This window comes from Clostridium sp. FP1 (assembly GCF_011065975.2).
Classification (GTDB): domain Bacteria; phylum Bacillota; class Clostridia; order Clostridiales; family Clostridiaceae; genus Clostridium_AD; species Clostridium_AD tagluense.
In genome coordinates this window covers 2,457,174-2,474,657 of sequence record NZ_JAAMNJ020000001.1, presented here as the reverse complement: position 1 = coordinate 2,474,657, position 17,484 = coordinate 2,457,174, and the positions used below count along the sequence as shown (strand labels likewise).

Annotated in this window: 19 protein-coding genes and 2 pseudogenes; 2 read left to right on the top strand and 19 right to left on the bottom strand. The window is 32.3% G+C overall.

What is annotated here, in order from left to right:
* Positions 1-218 precede the first annotated feature (218 nt).
* Together G9F70_RS11955 and htpG are read right to left on the bottom strand one after the other, a co-directional pair.
* Positions 219-472 (bottom strand): annotated as a pseudogene (locus G9F70_RS11955) (HAD family hydrolase); the annotation flags it as partial.
* Positions 473-777: 305 nt separating this feature from the next.
* On the bottom strand, positions 778-2,658 hold the full coding sequence (gene htpG / locus G9F70_RS11945) for a molecular chaperone HtpG (RefSeq protein WP_164947784.1): 1,881 nt from the start codon (positions 2,656-2,658) through the stop codon (positions 778-780).
* A gap of 307 nt (positions 2,659-2,965) precedes the next feature.
* On the opposite strand from htpG, the gene G9F70_RS11940 reads away from it, so the two are divergent.
* Positions 2,966-3,253 carry an RNA polymerase sigma factor gene (locus G9F70_RS11940; RefSeq protein ID WP_164947783.1) on the top strand — a complete coding sequence of 96 codons (288 nt, stop codon included), beginning with the start codon at positions 2,966-2,968 and terminating at the stop codon, positions 3,251-3,253.
* 65 nt (positions 3,254-3,318) lie between these two features.
* Here the strand turns inward: G9F70_RS11940 and hisE are convergent, their stop codons facing one another.
* From hisE to lpdA, 11 genes and pseudogenes are all read right to left on the bottom strand, one after another.
* Positions 3,319-3,654 carry a phosphoribosyl-ATP diphosphatase gene (hisE, locus tag G9F70_RS11935; protein WP_164947782.1) on the bottom strand — a complete coding sequence of 112 codons (336 nt, stop codon included), beginning with the start codon at positions 3,652-3,654 and terminating at the stop codon, positions 3,319-3,321.
* A 59-nt stretch (positions 3,655-3,713) separates the two neighbouring features.
* Positions 3,714-4,043, bottom strand: a complete 330-nt coding sequence (hisI, locus tag G9F70_RS11930; protein WP_164947781.1) for a phosphoribosyl-AMP cyclohydrolase — start codon at positions 4,041-4,043, stop codon at positions 3,714-3,716.
* Between the two features lie 79 nt (positions 4,044-4,122).
* A complete protein-coding gene (hisF, locus tag G9F70_RS11925; RefSeq protein WP_164947780.1) occupies positions 4,123-4,884 on the bottom strand; it encodes an imidazole glycerol phosphate synthase subunit HisF in 762 nt (253 codons plus the stop codon).
* Complete coding sequence (gene hisA, locus G9F70_RS11920; RefSeq protein ID WP_164947779.1) at positions 4,874-5,605, bottom strand: 1-(5-phosphoribosyl)-5-[(5-phosphoribosylamino)methylideneamino]imidazole-4-carboxamide isomerase; 732 nt, start codon at positions 5,603-5,605, stop codon at positions 4,874-4,876. Before hisA ends, hisF begins: the two co-directional genes overlap by 11 nt.
* The gene (gene hisH, locus G9F70_RS11915; protein WP_164947778.1) at positions 5,605-6,207 is read right to left on the bottom strand and encodes an imidazole glycerol phosphate synthase subunit HisH; all 603 of its coding nucleotides are present in this window, start codon (positions 6,205-6,207) and stop codon (positions 5,605-5,607) included. The genes hisA and hisH overlap by 1 nt, the downstream gene beginning before the upstream one ends.
* A 10-nt stretch (positions 6,208-6,217) precedes the next feature.
* Positions 6,218-6,814 carry an imidazoleglycerol-phosphate dehydratase HisB gene (gene hisB / locus G9F70_RS11910; protein WP_164947777.1) on the bottom strand — a complete coding sequence of 199 codons (597 nt, stop codon included), beginning with the start codon at positions 6,812-6,814 and terminating at the stop codon, positions 6,218-6,220.
* 39 nt (positions 6,815-6,853) lie between these two features.
* Positions 6,854-7,915, bottom strand: coding sequence for a histidinol-phosphate transaminase (gene hisC, locus G9F70_RS11905; RefSeq protein WP_164947776.1), 1,062 nt, complete (start codon positions 7,913-7,915; stop codon positions 6,854-6,856).
* A pseudogene (locus G9F70_RS11900) lies at positions 7,912-8,439 on the bottom strand (histidinol dehydrogenase); the annotation flags it as partial. The pseudogene G9F70_RS11900 and the gene hisC, both read right to left, overlap by 4 nt.
* 444 nt (positions 8,440-8,883) lie before the next feature.
* On the bottom strand, positions 8,884-9,450 hold the full coding sequence (gene pdxT / locus G9F70_RS11895) for a pyridoxal 5'-phosphate synthase glutaminase subunit PdxT (RefSeq protein ID WP_164947774.1): 567 nt from the start codon (positions 9,448-9,450) through the stop codon (positions 8,884-8,886).
* Positions 9,451-9,452: 2 nt separating this feature from the next.
* Positions 9,453-10,322, bottom strand: a complete 870-nt coding sequence (gene pdxS / locus G9F70_RS11890) for a pyridoxal 5'-phosphate synthase lyase subunit PdxS (RefSeq protein ID WP_164947773.1) — start codon at positions 10,320-10,322, stop codon at positions 9,453-9,455.
* Between the two features lie 185 nt (positions 10,323-10,507).
* Complete coding sequence (gene lpdA, locus G9F70_RS11885; RefSeq protein ID WP_164947772.1) at positions 10,508-12,217, bottom strand: dihydrolipoyl dehydrogenase; 1,710 nt, start codon at positions 12,215-12,217, stop codon at positions 10,508-10,510.
* 63 nt (positions 12,218-12,280) lie between these two features.
* On the opposite strand from lpdA, the gene tnpA reads away from it, so the two are divergent.
* Entirely contained in the window at positions 12,281-12,754 is a 474-nt protein-coding gene (gene tnpA, locus G9F70_RS11880) for an IS200/IS605 family transposase (RefSeq protein WP_224617364.1), read from the top strand.
* 274 nt (positions 12,755-13,028) lie between these two features.
* On the opposite strand, the gene G9F70_RS11875 is transcribed toward tnpA, so the two are convergent.
* The 6 genes from G9F70_RS11875 to G9F70_RS11850 all read right to left on the bottom strand — a co-directional run bounded on the left by G9F70_RS11875 (position 13,029) and on the right by G9F70_RS11850 (position 17,430).
* Positions 13,029-13,385: a carboxymuconolactone decarboxylase family protein gene (locus tag G9F70_RS11875; RefSeq protein WP_164947991.1), complete on the bottom strand. Its 357-nt coding sequence runs from the start codon at positions 13,383-13,385 to the stop codon at positions 13,029-13,031.
* A gap of 82 nt (positions 13,386-13,467) precedes the next feature.
* Entirely contained in the window at positions 13,468-13,890 is a 423-nt protein-coding gene (locus tag G9F70_RS11870; protein ID WP_164947992.1) for a MarR family winged helix-turn-helix transcriptional regulator, read from the bottom strand.
* A 242-nt stretch (positions 13,891-14,132) separates the two neighbouring features.
* Complete coding sequence (locus G9F70_RS11865; protein ID WP_164947993.1) at positions 14,133-14,525, bottom strand: bacteriohemerythrin; 393 nt, start codon at positions 14,523-14,525, stop codon at positions 14,133-14,135.
* Between the two features lie 122 nt (positions 14,526-14,647).
* Positions 14,648-15,412, bottom strand: a complete 765-nt coding sequence (locus G9F70_RS11860) for a heme ABC transporter ATP-binding protein (protein ID WP_164947994.1) — start codon at positions 15,410-15,412, stop codon at positions 14,648-14,650.
* Between the two features lies 1 nt (position 15,413).
* Positions 15,414-16,466 (bottom strand): FecCD family ABC transporter permease, encoded by a 1,053-nt coding sequence (locus tag G9F70_RS11855; protein ID WP_164947995.1) that lies wholly within the window; start codon positions 16,464-16,466, stop codon positions 15,414-15,416.
* A gap of 16 nt (positions 16,467-16,482) precedes the next feature.
* Positions 16,483-17,430, bottom strand: a complete 948-nt coding sequence (locus G9F70_RS11850; RefSeq protein ID WP_164947996.1) for an ABC transporter substrate-binding protein — start codon at positions 17,428-17,430, stop codon at positions 16,483-16,485.
* Between the last annotated feature and the right edge of the window lie 54 nt (positions 17,431-17,484).

The following is a 17,484-nucleotide window of genomic DNA, read 5'->3' as shown; positions in this document are numbered from 1 at the left end:
AAAGTATAACCGATATTAACTTAAGATTTTTTTTACTTAAGCTATCCTTGTACGGAGCAAGTACCACTAACTAATGCCGGCACGATAGGTAAACATATATTCATAATAGTACCTCCTGTACTGGCTATTTTATACAATTTTTTGTTATAATATTATTTTATATCAGATTTTACATTTTGTAAATAGTTTTTTCATTATTTTACATAATAGAATTTAATCTAACTACACTCTAACTTCATTAGTGATGAAGCTATTACATTATAGACTCCATCATCATTATTGCTTTCTGCAATAAAGTTAGCATGTTTCTTTACATCTTCTGGAGCATTCTGCATAGCATAGCTATGCTGCGCTGCTTTAAACATAGTCAAATCGTTATAATAATCTCCAAAAACCATAGTATTTTTTTACTTATGTTGAATTTTTCTCGAAGTATTTTTATAGCTTTTCCCTTACTTATGCCCTTATTCATTTCTTCAAAAGTAACTCCATCACTAGGAAATACTGAATAACCAATGCTTATTCCACTTTTTTCAGGCAATATTTTACAGACTGCTTGTTTTATTTTTAGAATGGTTAGCTGTTATCCTCCCACTGAAGTTTTTTTGTATAGTATGGGATACCCACTTATAGAAGCAGGTAAATTCCCTTCTGAAATGTCGTTAACTAAAATTAGCACCCTAATAAATCATATTATGCAAAAATGAGCTATAAACGAACTAATGTCCATTTATAGCTCATAACACCCTTTTAATTTTCATGAAAAGGGTACCTTTATTATATCATTATCTTACATACATTGTTTGTAAATTCTACTGGGTCATTAATCGGCAATCCTTCGATAAGCAATGCTTGATTGTATAATATATTAGTATACAAACCAAACTTATCTTTATCATTTTCAAAAGACTCTTTAAGAGCTTTAAACATATCATGGTTTATATTTATTTCTAAAACCTTGTCTGCTTTTATATTTTCGCTGTTAGGCATAGCATTTAATACTTTTTCCATTTCTATTGTAAGGTCACCATCATTTGATAAACATACTGGATAGTTCTTAAGTCTCTTTGATGCCCTAACATCTTTAACCTTATCTGATAAAAGTTTTTTCATATTTTCAAATAATTCTTTACTTTCTTTGTCATCAGTTTTAGTAGCATCTTCTTTTTCTTCTACTTCTATACCTAAGTCACCACTTGATACAGATTTAAACTCTTTTTCTTTATATGCCATTATCATTCTTATTGCAAATTCATCTACATCATCCGTAAAGTATAGAATTTCAAATCCTTTATCTGATACCATTTCAATTTGTGGTAATTTTTCTATTCTCTCGTTTGATTCTCCCGCAGCATAATAAATGTATTTCTGTTCTTCTGGCATTCTAGAAACATATTCATCTAAAGTAACCATTTTCTTCTCTTTTGATGAATAGAATAGTAATAAGTCTTGTAAGACTTCTTTATTACTTCCAAAATCGCTATAAATACCATACTTTAATTGTCTTCCGAAAGATTTATAGAATTCGTCATATTTTTCTCTTTCATTTTTCAATAAATTGTCTAACTCACCCTTAATTTTAGTTTTTATGTTTTTAGCAATAAGTTTCAGCTGTCTATCATGTTGTAATACCTCTCTTGATATATTAAGTGACAAGTCCTCTGAATCCACTATTCCTTTTACAAAACTAAAATAATCAGGCAATAAATCTGCACACTTATTCATAATTAGGACGCCGCTTGAATATAACTCTAGGCCCTTTTCATATTCTTTTGTATAGAAATCATAAGGTGTTTTTTCTGGAATATACAAAATTGCGTTATAACTTATAGCTCCATCAACACTTATATGAATATGCTTTGTTGGTTTATCAAAACCATAGTGCTTTTCGGCATAAAAGTTGTTATAATCCTCATCTGTAAGTTCACTTTTATTTTTTCTCCATATAGGAACCATGCTATTTACAGTTTTTTCCATCGTAAAGTCCTCATGTTCTGTTTCACTACCTTCTTTAAGTCTTGATTCACTTACCTCCATTTTAATTGGATATCTAATAAAATCAGAATATTTCTTTATAATGGATTTGATTCCGTGTTCTTCAAGATATTCATCAAAGTTTTCATCTTCTGTATTCTCTTTTATCTTAAGTGTAATTTCTGTACCAACAGAGTCTTTTGTGCAAGGTTCTATTGTATACCCATCTGCACCATTAGATTCCCACTTGTGCGCCTCATCACTACCTAAAACTTTACTTATAACTGTAATATTATCAGCTACCATAAACGCAGAATAGAATCCTACTCCAAACTGTCCAATTATATCATACCCATCTTTTATTTCATTTTCTTTTTTAAATGCCAAAGACCCACTCTTAGCTATAACTCCAAGGTTATCACTAAGTTCATCTTCTGACATTCCAATACCTGTATCAGAAATTTTTAATATCCTATTTTCCTTATCACTTGCTATTGTAATGTAGTAGTTTTCTTTATCGAAAGTTAGCGTTTCATCTGTTAATGTCTTATAATAAATTTTATCAATAGCATCACTTGAATTAGAAATAAGTTCTCTTAAAAAAATATCTCTATGAGTATATATTGAATTTACCATCATATCCAGAATTCTTTTTGACTCTGTTTTAAACTGTTTCTTTTCCAATTAAAATATCCCCTTTCGTACCAATCCTATTTTTTATTTGTTAGCACTCCATCTTGTCGAGTGCTAAATATACTATTAAAATACACCTTTTTTTATAGTTTGTCAACATACTATTTTCCATTTCCATTATTCAACCTTCCATTAACGCCCAATTGATTTATGCAATTCACTATATTTTATCATGTTTAAGTATGATAATGCAAAAATAATCTAATAATTAAAAAATAAAGTATTAATTTTTCATTAAATTAGAATTTAAGTAACTATTTACAGATTCATACGTAATATAGTTGAAATGTAAAAAGAGGTGATTGTTATAAATACGGATAAGGATATTGTAAAATCTATACTTATGAGAAATATAGAATCATTTGAAATTATAATTAACCAATATGAGATAGGCATCCAAAGGTATATTTACAACATGGTTAGAAACCCAGAAACCTCAGAAGATTTGACTCAGAAGGTATTCATCTCCGCATATAACAAACTATACACTTTTAATAGTGAATATAAATTTTCTACTTGGCTTTTTCAAATTGCTAAAAATAAAGCTATTGCTTATTTGAAAAGCTACGCAATAAGAAAAAATTAGATAAATATTAATATGTAATTTAAGGGAATCCCAAAATAAAATGGCTTCCCTTTTAAATTATTATATTAGTGTATACCTACAATATCTTCTCTCTTTTGTTTTTTATTGCATATCTTTTCCCGTCTTTTTTCAAGTTCGGTAGCTACATCCTCTACTTTTACACCCTGTAGCACCATAAGTACTAAGGTATGATATAATAAATCTGATATTTCTGAAACTATTTCTTTAGGGTCATTGTTCTTACTGCTAATTAAAACTTCTGCACTTTCCTCTCCTATTTTTTTAAGGATTTTATCCAAACCTTCTTCGAAAAGATAACTTGTGTAAGAGCCTTCTTTAGGATTTTCTTTTCTTTCTTCAATGATTTTATAAAGTTCCTGTACTACGTTTATTTCATTCATTTTTATTCTCCTTCTCTGCTTATTTTAACATCTTTATTTTTGATATTGTTTCTACCCGGCTATACCTTAGTATTCCAAATTTGCCTGTAAAAACAAGTTTTACTTCCAGTATGGCAAGCTACTCCAATTTGCTCTACTATTATAAGAATTGTATCTCCATCACAATCAATGCTAACGTTTTTTACATATTGAAAATGTCCTGATGTTTCTCCTTTGTTCCACAACTTTTTTCTAGATCTACTAAAGAACCAAGTTGTTCCAGTTTCAATAGTTTTTTTGAAGGATTCCTCATTCATGTAGGCAAGCATTAAAACTTTTCCGGTGATATACTCCTGCACTATTGCAGGTACTAGCCCATTATTAAATTGAATTTCAACTATGTCATTCACAAGCTCACCACATTTCTTTATTTTTTCAAGTCACATTAAAATAAATAGCAAATCTGCATGCTAATTTACTTTCATGCGTCTAGACTCTAATTTCTACACCACTATTTTTAAGATATTCTTTTACTTGTTTTATATATAGTTCTTTGTAATGAAACAGTGAAGCTGCAAGAGCTGCATCTGCTCCACTTTTTTCAAAAACCTCATAAAAGTCCTCTATTTTTCCACATCCGCCTGACGCAATCACAGGAATATTTACACTGCTCGTAATTGCATTTATGAACTCTATATCATAGCCTTTTTTTGTTCCATCGCAATCCATACTGGTTAAGAGTATTTCTCCTGCCCCTAGCTTTTCTACCTTTTGGGCCCAGGTTACTGCATCAAGGCCCGTATTTATTCGCCCACCATTTATGACTACATGCCATCCTAACCTGTCTTCATTCTTTTTCCCATCTATAGCAACCACAACACATTGGCTTCCAAATTTAGCTGCTGCATCGTAAATAAGCTTCGGATTTCGAATCGCAGCGGAGTTTATAGATATTTTATCTGCTCCAGCTCTAAGGGTTTCTTTAAAATCCTCTATACTCTTAATTCCTCCACCTACTGTCAGGGGAATAAATACCTTTTCAGCAGTTCGTCTCACTACATCAAGCATAGTTTCTCTTCCCTCATGAGTAGCTGTTATATCTAGAAATACAATTTCATCGGCCCCTTCACTGTTATAAAATTCTGCAATTTCTACAGGGTCTCCTACATCTGTTAAATTTATAAAATTGATCCCCTTCATTACCCTTCCCATAGTTACATCTAGGCAAGGAATGATTCTCTTAGTAAGCATAGGGCATCCCCCTTCCCTCAGTGATTGCTTCTGCTAGAGATATATTTCCGCTGTAAAGTGCTTTTCCTATAATTGCTCCATACATATTCATCTTCGCAAGCTTTTTTATATCTTCAATGCCTTTCATACCACCAGAGGCAATAATATTACAAGACACCTCGTCATTTAGCTTCCCTATTGCTTCTAAATTAGGTCCAGTCAAAGTGCCATCCCTACTTATATCTGTAAAAATGATAGTTTTTACTCCTATGTTTTCCATTTGTTTTGCAAAATCTATGTATTCTATTTTACTACCGGTTTTCCAACCCTCCACTGCTACATACCCATCTCTTGCATCAATGCCAATGGCAATTTTATCTCCGAATTTTTTTACTGCTTCTTTTACTAGTGACGGATTGTTCAAAGCTGCAGTACCCAATATTACTCTATTTAAACCCTTTTCTAAAAGTATCTCAATAGCATCCAAACTTCTTATCCCTCCACCTAACTGTATAGGGATATTTATATTTTTTATAACTTTATTTATACTATTTGCATTTCCAATAGTTCCACTTAGAGCTCCATCCAAATCTACCATATGTATATATTCTGCTCCCTGTTCTACAAAGCTTAAGGCTGTTTGCAGTGGATCTTCCCCCACTACCTCCGATGAAGAAAATTCACCCTGATAAAGCCTAACACACTTTCCATTTTTCACGTCTATAGCAGGAAATATCTTCATTACACTATCCCTCCAAAGTTTTTAAGTAATTTCATTCCAGCCTCTCCGCTTTTCTCTGGATGGAACTGCAGTCCAAATATATTTCCCTTACTTACAATTGCAGGTATCTTTTTTTCATACATAGTATATGCGTTTACTATATTATCTTCTCCGACTTGTGCATAATAAGAATGAACAAAATATACATAACTATGCTCTACCACACCTTCCAGAAGTGCTGTATAAGTTTCAAAAGATAAATCATTCCAACCCATATGAGAAATTTTTATAGAACCTTCTAGTTTTTTAACGGTTCCTTTTAAAAGTCCTAGTCCCGTGCACCTTTCAATTTCTTCACTTTCCTCAAAGAAAAGTTGCATACCAAGGCATATGCCAAGTATTGGTTTTCCTGTTTCTGCCGCTCTTTTTATTACTACATCTAGTCCCTTATCCCTTAGATTTTTCATTGCATCGGGAAAGGCACCTACACCTGGAACAATAATGCTTCTACTCTTTGCGATTTCCTCCTTATCTGAAGATATTATGGAAGGAATATTTATTGCTTTAAGCGCATTTTGAACACTTTTCAAATTTCCCACACCGTAATCCACTATGGCTATCATGTATTCCTCCTTATAGACATCCTTTTGTAGAAAGTACGCCTTTTATTCGATCGTCATAGGTTAAGGCTTCACTTAGCGCTTTTCCAAAAGCTTTGAATAGTGCTTCCACCATATGATGATTATTTTTACCATAAAGTACTCTTGCATGAAGTGTAATTCCAGCATTTACTGCAACGGCTCTAAAAAACTCCTCAACCATCTCTGTATCAAAACTCCCAATTAGGTCAACAGTAAAATCCCCTTCAAATACAAGGTATGCTCTGCCGCTCAAATCCAGCGACACTGTAGCCAATGTTTCATCCATAGGTATAAAACTGGTTCCATATCTTTTTATTCCCTCTTTGCCCTTCATTGCCTCTTTTATGACGCTACCAAGTACAATACCTACATCTTCAATTGTATGATGAGAATCCACATTTAAATCCCCTGCTACTGCCACATATAAATCCAAAAGTCCATGTTTTGCAAAAAGACATAACATATGATCAAAGAAACCTATGCCTGTGTTACATTCATACTTCCCAGATCCATCTAGGTTTATACTTATATCAATTTTTGTTTCACTACTTTCTCTCCCAATTTTTGCTTGTCTTGAAATCACATACATCGCTCCTTCAATTATTACAAATAGAAATCTATTTAAAGTTTATATATTGCCTATATTTTCCTGGGAAATATTTCTTAATAAGCATTCGTTTTCTTCTCTGCTTCCTATTGTTATTCTTAAACAATTTTGCAGTGTAATAGCTGTAAAACTTCTTATATTTATTCCAGCATCTAAAAGTCTTTGTTTCATTATTTGTGCATTTTCAACTCCAATTAATATAAAATTAGCTTGTGCATTATAGAGTTTAATCCCATTAATATTGCTCAATTTTTGCCATAAGTACTTTCTTTCTACAAGTATACGTTCCACATTCTTATATATTATTTCCGAATCTTTTAAAATAACACAAGCAATACACTGCGAAATTGCATTCACATTATAGGGTGGTTTTACTTTTTTAAGTTCCCCCATTAGAATAGGACTTGTAATCAAAAATCCCAGTCTTATTGCAGCAAGTCCAATTTTAGAACAGGTTCTAAGTACAATTAAATTTTCATAGGCGCAGATTTTATCTACTATAGTTTCACCGTAAAATTCAAAGTAAGCCTCATCTATTACTACAATACACCTGCATCCTTCTATTATTTTAATAATATCATCTCTTTTAATAATGCCCCCTGTAGGATTATTGGGGTTAGATAAAAATACGATTTTAACCTTTTCTTTATTAACAATTGAAATAAAAGCATCTACATCCAATTTAAATTCATCGCCAAGTGGAACTTCAATTGGAATTCCTCCTGCAACTCTAGTATATAAGCTATACATTGAAAAATCAGGACTTTGGACCGCTACCTTATCCCCAGTATTTAGAAAAGTATTTGCAATGATTTGTATACACTCGTCTGAACCATTTCCAGCCATAACATTAATACTTTTCACATTTGCATATTGTGCATAGAGGTCACATACCATAGATGCACCTGCATCTGGATATCTATTAAAAATACATTCCTCTATTGCCCAAGCTATTTTCATCCTTATCTCGTGAGGAAAGTTAGTAAAACACTCATTGGCATCCATCCTAAGTTTATAATCATTCTTACTGACTTTATATGATTTAAAATCACTTAAATCACTTCTAAAATAATCTTGTATCATAATTCTAACCTCACTTTTATAGAATTTCCATGAGCTGTTAAGCCTTCAACCTCTGTAAGTTTTATTACCTTATCCGCAACCTCACTTAATGCCTCCTTGGTATAATATATATAACTTGATTTCTTTATAAAATCATCTACAGATAAGGGAGAAAAGAATCTTGCGCTACCACTGGTTGGCAGAACATAATTGGGACCCGCAATATAGTCCCCAAGTGGTTCTGGGGAATACCTACCTAAGAATATGGATCCTGCATTTTTTATATCCCCTAAAAAATCAAATGGATTGTCTAGCAAGACTTCAAGATGTTCTGGTGCAATTTTATTGGCTAAATCTATGGCCTCTTTTATATTTTGGACAATTAAGATAACTCCATATCTTTCCAAAGATTCACTTATAATATCTTTCCGGATCATAGCTTTTATCTGAACTCCGAGCTCGCACACCACCTTGTCTGCAAGTTCTCTTGAGGTGGTTATAAGCATTGCAGAGGCAAGCACATCATGTTCTGCTCTTTTTTTTAGAAATTCTATGTATTCTTTTCCTTCATTACTATTTGCTTCTGTAATTTTCATCATGATGCCGTCACCTCATTCCTATCTACGTATTGTTGAACCTTATCTATCAAATTGCTGATTTTTTCTTTTTTCATTTATAATCTTAATTTTATTATTGCAATCCTCAAAAAGTATATCTCTTGAACCTTCAGGTATATTTCTTTTCCAATTATTCAAAATCTTGCTCCTCCCGCTTTAATTCATCACTGCATCACGTTACCGCGCTAAACTAATAAGATAATATCATCTTTCATGGTACAAGTCAACCAATTATTTTACTTGTAATGTCTTATAAAAAAAACTATCACCCTGAGACTTTACTCTTAGGGTGATAGTTTTTTTAAACAATTTAGTTAATAATATAGTAGAAACTACAGATTAACTTATGTTTTTATGGATTTCTATTCAGTTTTATTTGCACATATTTACGAAATATCTATGAACTTCTAAGTTATCAGTAAGTTCTGGGTGGAAAGCTGTAGCAAACATATTATTTTGTTTTGCTGCTACAATTTTATCATCAACAGTACATATTGTTTTAACATCCTCAAAAACTTCTGTAATTAATGGTGCTCTAATAAAAATTAATGGTATTGGCTCACTTGAAATCTCATTGATTATAACATTTTTTTTAAAACTAGCAAGTTGGCTACCGTAAGCATTTCTTTTTACCTTTATATCCATAACTTTAAGATGACCACTGGAAGATTCCTCAATATGTTTAGCAAGTAGTATCATTCCCGCACAAGTTCCCCACACTGGAAATCCTGAAATGATTTTTTCTCTTAAAAATATAAACATATTTCTTTCCCTTAAAAGTTTTCCAATGGTTGTGCTCTCGCCACCGGGTAAAATGATTCCTCGTAAATCTTTAAAATCTTCAAGTTTCTTAATCTCTACGCCTTCATGTCCAAGGTGGTTTATGTGGTTTATATGCTCTATCACACCACCTTGAAGTGCTAAAACTCCAATTTTCAATCTTACCAGCCTCTTTCCGAATATCTCTCTTTAATTTCACTTAATTCTAGTCCATCCATTGCTTGTCCTAGATTTTCTGAAACTTCTGCTATAACCTTAGGATCATTGTAATAGGTGGTTGCGAGTACTATAGCTTTTGCTACCGCTTCAGGATTCTCTGCTTTAAAAATTCCTGAACCTACAAAAACTCCTTCTGCGCCAAGTTGCATCATGAGTGCTGCATCCGCTGGCGTTGCTATTCCACCTGCTGCAAAATTTACTACAGGAAGTTTACCATTTTCCCATACATATTGGATTAAATGAATTGGTGCTCCCATGTCTTTAGCTAGAGTCATTAACTCTTCTTTTGGAGCATTTTTCACTTTTCTAATATCATCCATAATACATCTCATGTGCCTAACAGCTTCTACTACATTTCCTGTGCCGGCTTCACCTTTTGTTCTTATCATTGCAGCACCTTCAGAAATTCTCCTTAGTGCCTCTCCTAAATTTCTCGCTCCACAAACATAAGGAACCTTAAAATCACTCTTATTTATATGATATTGTTCATCTGCTGGAGTCAAAACTTCACTTTCATCTATAAAATCTACTCCTATTTCCTGCAGAATTTGCGCTTCAACAAAATGGCCTATCCTACCTTTAGCCATTACTGGAATAGTTACCGCTGCCTTTATTTCTTTAATCATTTTAGGGTCAGACATTCTAGCCACGCCACCTTGCTTTCTAATATCTGAAGGAACTCGTTCTAGTGCCATTACAGCGCAAGCGCCAGCCCTTTCTGCAATTATTGCCTGCTCCACATTCACCACGTCCATAATTACTCCGCCTTTTAACATTTGAGCCAAATTTTTATTAAGTTCATATCTTTCCATAATAAAACCTCCCTAAATATTATTTATAAGGCAAAGTATAACATATGTCTATGATATATTCAAAATGTACCCATACACTTTAAATAGAGTGATTATCAATCCCTCCCTAAAGGCCTAAATACAAGCAATCAGATTGTACCAATTGTCAAAAATTAATGGTATTATTATGCCAGTTAATTCCATTATTATGCAAAATGGATGGCCCCACCTTCTAAAGACAGGGCAACTTCGTGAATTACCTCCGATGTAGTAGGATGAGCATGTATAGTTTCAGTTATTGCTTCTGCACTTAAGTTATTTTTAATGGCTAGAGTAAGCTCTGCAATTAAATCTGTAGCATGCAGCCCAACAATACTTGCACCAATTAATCTCTGTGTATTTTTATCCCTTATAATTTTAATAAAGCCATCGCTTTCTCCATAGGATAGTGCTTTTCCATTAGCTGAAAATGAGAATTTGCCTACTTCTACTTCTATTCCCTGAAGCTTTGCTGCTTTTTCCCCTATACCCACCATGGCAATTTCAGGTTCTGTGAAAATTGCGCTAGGAACTACTGTATAATCCATATCACAAGGCTTACCCATTATATTTTTTGCAGCTACAACTCCTTGGTGAGAGGCCGCATGAGCAAGTAATATAATATTTGTTACATCTCCAATAGCATATATATTTGAAACATTAGTCTGCATTTTCGAATTAACCTTAATTCCTTTTTTATTATTGTTTAATTCTATTCCTGCCCTTTCTAATCCAAGTCCCTCTATATACGGAGTTCTTCCTACAGATAAAAGCACTTTATTTGCTGATATATATTTATCTTTACCGTCTTGTATAAAATGAACTATGCATTCATTATTCTCAGCTTCACAAATTTCTTCTACCTTTGCAGTAGTATATATCTTAATTCCTTTTTTTGCTGCACTTTTTTTATTTTCTTCGCATATATCTTCATCACAGCTTATAAGGCATTGATTCATAAATTCCACCACTGAAACCTCCGCACCAAAGCTAGCATAAATATAGGCAAACTCCATACCAATGACCCCGCCACCTACAATTACCAGTTTCTTTGGAACTTCCATAAGCGACAAGGCATCATTGCTATCAATTACATTTTTATTTTCAATACCCACAATAGGTACTACTGATGATTTTGAACCTGTAGCAATAATAATATTTTTTGTTTTAATAGTAATTTCTTGTGTAGTACTTTTGGCTAGTATAGTTTCCTTATCAACAATTTCAGCAGTTCCATTTATAATCTTTATATTGTTTTTATTCATTAAATACTGAATACCTTGAACCAGTTCTGCAACAACTTTATTTTTTCTATCAATAACCTTTTCCATTCTAATTCCAATGTTTTCAGCATAACATCCAAATTCCTCAGCCCTTTTCAGTGTATCGAAAACCTGCGCAGATCTAACCAGTGTTTTAGTAGGGATGCATCCCCAGTTTAAACAAGTTCCACCCAGTTTCTCTTTTTCTATCAATATAACCTTTGCGCCTAATTTAGCAGCTTGAATTGCAGCTACATATCCTCCTGGCCCACCACCAATTATTGTAATATCACTTTCCATTCCGAGTTTTGCTGGCTTAATTAAATTTTGAAAGTAGTTAAATGTTTTAGGGTTAGTATTTCCCGTTTTGGCGGCTTGTTCTCCATTTATTTGCGCTAATACCTTACCTACACTAACTGAATCTCCTTCCTCTACATTAATGCTCTCAATAATTCCCTGTACTTTCGAAGTAACAGTACTAACACCCTTTCCGCTTTCCACTTCGAATATCTCATCATTTACCTTGACACAGTCTCCTACTTTTTTTAATGAAAGAATACCACGGGCTATGCCTGTGGTTCTAAAAAGCTTATAGCTATATGTAGAAAAAAACAACCCCCTTTGATAAAATGGAAGTAGGTTTGCCAACCACAACCAAGTCAAAGGGGAAAAATCCAAATGGACAATCAAAGTTTAGCACATAGTAAATGGAATTGTAAATACCATATTGTCTTTGCACCCAAATATAGAAGACAAATAATATATGGGAAAATAAAATCAGACATAGGACAAATATTGAGAAAGCTATGTGAATATAAGGGTGTAGAAATATTAGAAGCAAACGCATGCAAGGATCATATACATATGCTTGTAAGTATACCACCCAAATTAAGTGTGTCACAATTTATGGGATATTTAAAAGGTAAAAGTTCATTGATGATATTTGATAGACATGCAAATTTGAAGTATAAGTATGGGAATAGACAATTTTGGTGTAAAGGATATTATGTAGATACAGTAGGAAGAAACAAAAATGCAATAGAAGAATATATAAAAAACCAACTTCAAGAAGATATTGTATGTGAGCAGATAAGTTTAAAAGAATATATGGACCCGTTTACGGGTGAGCCAGTAAATAAATACAAAAAATAATACCCCTTTAGGGGTTGTATGTAAAGGTATGCGGTTGGCAGAACTTTCAGTATGTCTTTAGACGTAGCCAGTAACATGCCCTTATAGGGCTAGAACAAGCCACCCGTTATACGGGTGGTCCTGACTAAAATTTTAGTTATTTTTGTTTCATTATTTTTATTTATAGATTTTTCTATCTTAACCTCTATATTCATTTTTTTCACTCCTTTTAACTATAATAAATAAAGCAGCTAACGTGCCTTATTAATCCTGCATCATAGCTGCTTTGTTTATGTTATTTATTAAAATCGTTTTTGAATTCTTCAATAGAATCCTTAAGTAAAGTTACACTATAAGCCATTGAAGGCCCACCACCAAAGGCAACCGAAACCATAGCTGCTTCCATTATTTCTTCTGCTGTTGCACCTGCCTCAAATGCTTTATAAACATGGAATACTATGCAGTATTCACAGCGGCTGTAGGTGCCAATACCGATGCTGATTAATTCCTTAGTCTTTGTATCTAACGCACCTGGTTTATATGTAGTACCAAGTAAGTTCATAAATGCCCCTACATGTTCTCCATTAGTTTGTCCTACTGTTTCTAAACCACCCATAAAATCATTTAACATTTCTCTAACATTTTTAGCCATAATATTACCTCCTCTAATACTTGTTATACTAATGATTAGTATAGCAAGTATTTGAAGCAATTGCAATACACCTGATAAAAATTTAACTAATATTTTTCATGAATTTTTGGAGCACTCTTTTAAATACTTCCGTTTCTTCTTCTGTAATTCCCTTTGAAAAAAACTCGCTCATTTTTTTCCCTTCTTCTAAAAGCTCTTCAATTTTCTCCCTACCCTTTTGGGTAAGTTTAATATATTTAATTCTTCTATCTTCCTTGGCTTGAGTTCTTACAATTAAATCCTCTGTTTCCATTCTATCTAAAAGCCTAGCCACAGTAGACTCTTTAATGTCCATTCTTTCTCCTAAGTCCTTTTGATTCATATCTCCGTATTTTAATAGATAATACATGGCCATCCACTGAACTCTGGTTACACCAAACGGAATTAATCTTTCATTAAACATATCCGCCATTTTTTTAGATGTCTTGTTATTTATAAAACACACACATGATTCAATATCAAACATTATAGCCTCCTACTTTTTATAATCGAATATTCTCTTAGTATTATTATATAAGATTTATTATTTTTTATCAATTTATATATACCTTTGACATAATAACTTTTCTTATATATTTTTTTTCTTAATGTATACCTTACAAAATATTAAAATTTTAAATTATGATATTTTGATGTACAAAAAAGAGAATCAATTATTGATTCTCTTTTTTAAATTCATTATAACATTGTAAATATCTTTAAAAATTTCTATCTTCCTGGTATAAGTAAATCTTTCTCTAATATATGATTAATCAGCCAATCATTTAAAAAAGTTAATATTTTCATTATAGCCTCATCTTGATTTTCATCAACTTTACTTAAATTTACTTCATATATTTTTTTAATAAAATTTGCATGGTCTATTTTTTGAGTGAATAATCTTTTATAATTTATACTCTCCATATACTTTTCTTCATCTTTAAAATGATAAACTGTATACGCTTTTAGTTCTTCAATTACTTCCACTATTTTATCATATTTATCCATATTATATGGACTTTTTAATAATTGATAGGCTCTTTCACCTATTTCAAAAAGTTTTTCATGCTCGGTATCAATAAGTAGAATACCGGTTTTATATTTTTCTTTCATTTCAAACATTTATTAATCTCCTCCAATTAAATTGATTGTAATTTACTCTCATAACTTATATTACTTTATTTAAATTCGTTTTACAACAATAATTTCCATATTGATTTATATTTTTACATACTGTTTTTATATTAAAAAGGCATAATAAAAGTTTTTCCTGTTTTAGGATTTTTGGTTATATAGACATCTAATCCATAAACTTTTTTAATTATATCTTCAGTTAATACTTCCTCTGGGATTCCATCTTTGTAGACTCCGCAATTATGCATTAGTATCATATGATCACAATATGCAGCTGCTAAATTCAAATCATGAAGCACTGCAATAATCGTTATGTTTTTATTTTGATTTAGTTCTTTTAATTGATTCATTATTTCAATTTGGTGATGAATGTCTAGGTGAGAAATAGGCTCATCTAGAAGAATTATTCCTGTTTCTTGAGCAATTGCTCTTGCCACAACAACTCGTTGTTTTTCTCCACCACTAAGCGCATTTATGCTTTTATTTCTAAGCTCCCAAGTGTTGGTTATTTTCATAGCATTCATAGCTATTTTTATGTCTTTTTCACTTTCTGAGCAAAATCTAGAAATATGAGGAGTTCTTCCCATAAGAACTATATCTTGTACTGAAAAATCAAATTCAATTTCTGTGCTTTGTGGCACTACAGCCATTTCCTTTGCTAGCACCTTTGGTTTTATTTGGGTTAAATCCACTTCATCAATATAAATCTCACCTTTTTCCATAGGGAGAGATTTTGATAGTATCCTTAAAAGAGTAGTTTTACCTGATCCATTTGGTCCTAGGATGGTATAAAATTTTCCTCTTTCAATATTTACATTAATATTCTTTAATACTTCCTTTTCAAAGGAAAAGCATACGTTATTTATCTCTATCAATTTATACCGCCTTCTTCTTTGTTCTATATAATAGATATATAAAAAATGGAACTCCAAAAATTGAGGTTATAATTCCGACTGGTATTTCAGACGGAGGCACTACTACCCTTGCAAGCGTATCACAAATTATTAAAAATATAGCTCCTCCAAGTGCAGAAAATGGTATAACTACTCTATTATCAGATCCAAAAATCATTCTAATAGCATGAGGCACTATAAGTCCTACAAATCCAATTATTCCACTTACAGATACAACTGCTGCCACCATTAGTGTACTTATTACAAATATGTACTTTTTAAATCCATTTACATCTATACCAAGACTTCTTGCACTATCTTCACCAAGGAGCATGATATTAAGATCTCTTGAAAATGTAGATATAAACAATATTGAGGGAACTACTACTATAGATAGTAGAATCACCTCATTCCAACCTGCTGTAGAAAAACTACCCATGGTCCACATAACTATTTGTTCAATATTATCGCTGTTAAAGGTCATCATTAATGAAATTATAGAAGATAATAAATAATTCATAGCAATACCTGCGAGAAGAAGTGTGGCCACTGGAACTTTTGTACCAACTCTCGCAATATTATAAACTAAAAAAGTAGTTATTATAGCTCCTATAAACGCAGTTAATGCTACCATGCTCATTCCAAAAAAATGAGTTTCTTTAAGAAAAACCATGGTTATAGTGGCTCCAAGTGCTGCTCCTGACGAAACTCCTAAAACAAATGGGTCCGCCATTGGATTCTTAAAAATCCCTTGAAAAGAAGTACCAACCACTGAAAGTGCTGATCCTACTAAACAAGCTAAAAGTATTCTAGGGAGTCTTAAATTCAATAATATGGTTATTGATGTGGACTTAATTCCATCTGTGGATACAAAGTTATTTACTATTGGAATTTTACTTATTATAATTAAAGCTGTCTGTTTAAAAGAAATATCTGCCACTCCGAAATTTGCCGCAGCAATCATCACAATTATAAGTAAAAATACCCCTACTGTAAAAACTCTTTTATAATAACTCTTATTTTCTATAAATGTCATGGTAGTGCAACCCCTTTTATTTGAAAAGTTCAGGATGTATTAGTTTAGCCATTGATTCTAGCCCCTCTGCAAGTCTTGGTCCCTGCCTAACAATAGTATTTTCATCAATCTCCAATAATTTCCCATTTTTAACTGCTTTCAAATCTTTGTAACCATTAGTAGCTTCTATACCTTTTTTTGTATCAAAGAACTTAGAACATATTAGCACATCAGGATTCTTTTCTACAAGCTTTTCTACACTGTATTTCCAACCAATTGCATCATCTGCAGCGTTTTTACCACCAGCTATTTCTATCATATTACCTATAAAGGTATCTTTCCCTGCAGTGAAATCTCCACTTTTACCGAAACCTGCTACATAATAAACTGCTGGCTTCTTAGCATTTGCTACCTTACTCGTTATATCTGCAACCTTCTTTTTCATATCTGATATTATTGACTGTGCTTTTCCACTAGCATTTACAACCTGTCCAAGCTTTGACATTGTATCATATACACCAGCAAAACTTTCTTCACCATAAAGTACTATAACTTTTATATTAAGAGTTTCTAATTTTTTAACAACGGCCTTATCAAAATGAGTTGATGCAATAACTACATCAGGTTTTAATTCAACAATTTTCTCTATATTGGGTTTTAATAAACTACCAACAGAGGATACCTTAAGGGTCTCAGTTGGATAATCATCGTAATCACTTCTACCAACTAGATTTCCACCTTTGCCAAGGGCATATACTCCCTCTGTTATATTTGGTGCAATTGTAATAATTCTTTTAGGTTCTTTTTCAATGGTAACTGTTCTATTATATGAATCTACTACTTTTATAGGATATACCACACCTACAGCTTCCTTTTTAGTAATATTCGGCTCCTTGTTGCTTGCACCCTTGTTACCACATGCACTAAACGCAAAACAAACAAAAATAGCTAAAACTATATTTATTATACTTTTTTTCTTAAACATAAATTTCCTCCTAGTATTCCTTAGGGGCACTAAACAATTATTAATTGTTTAGCC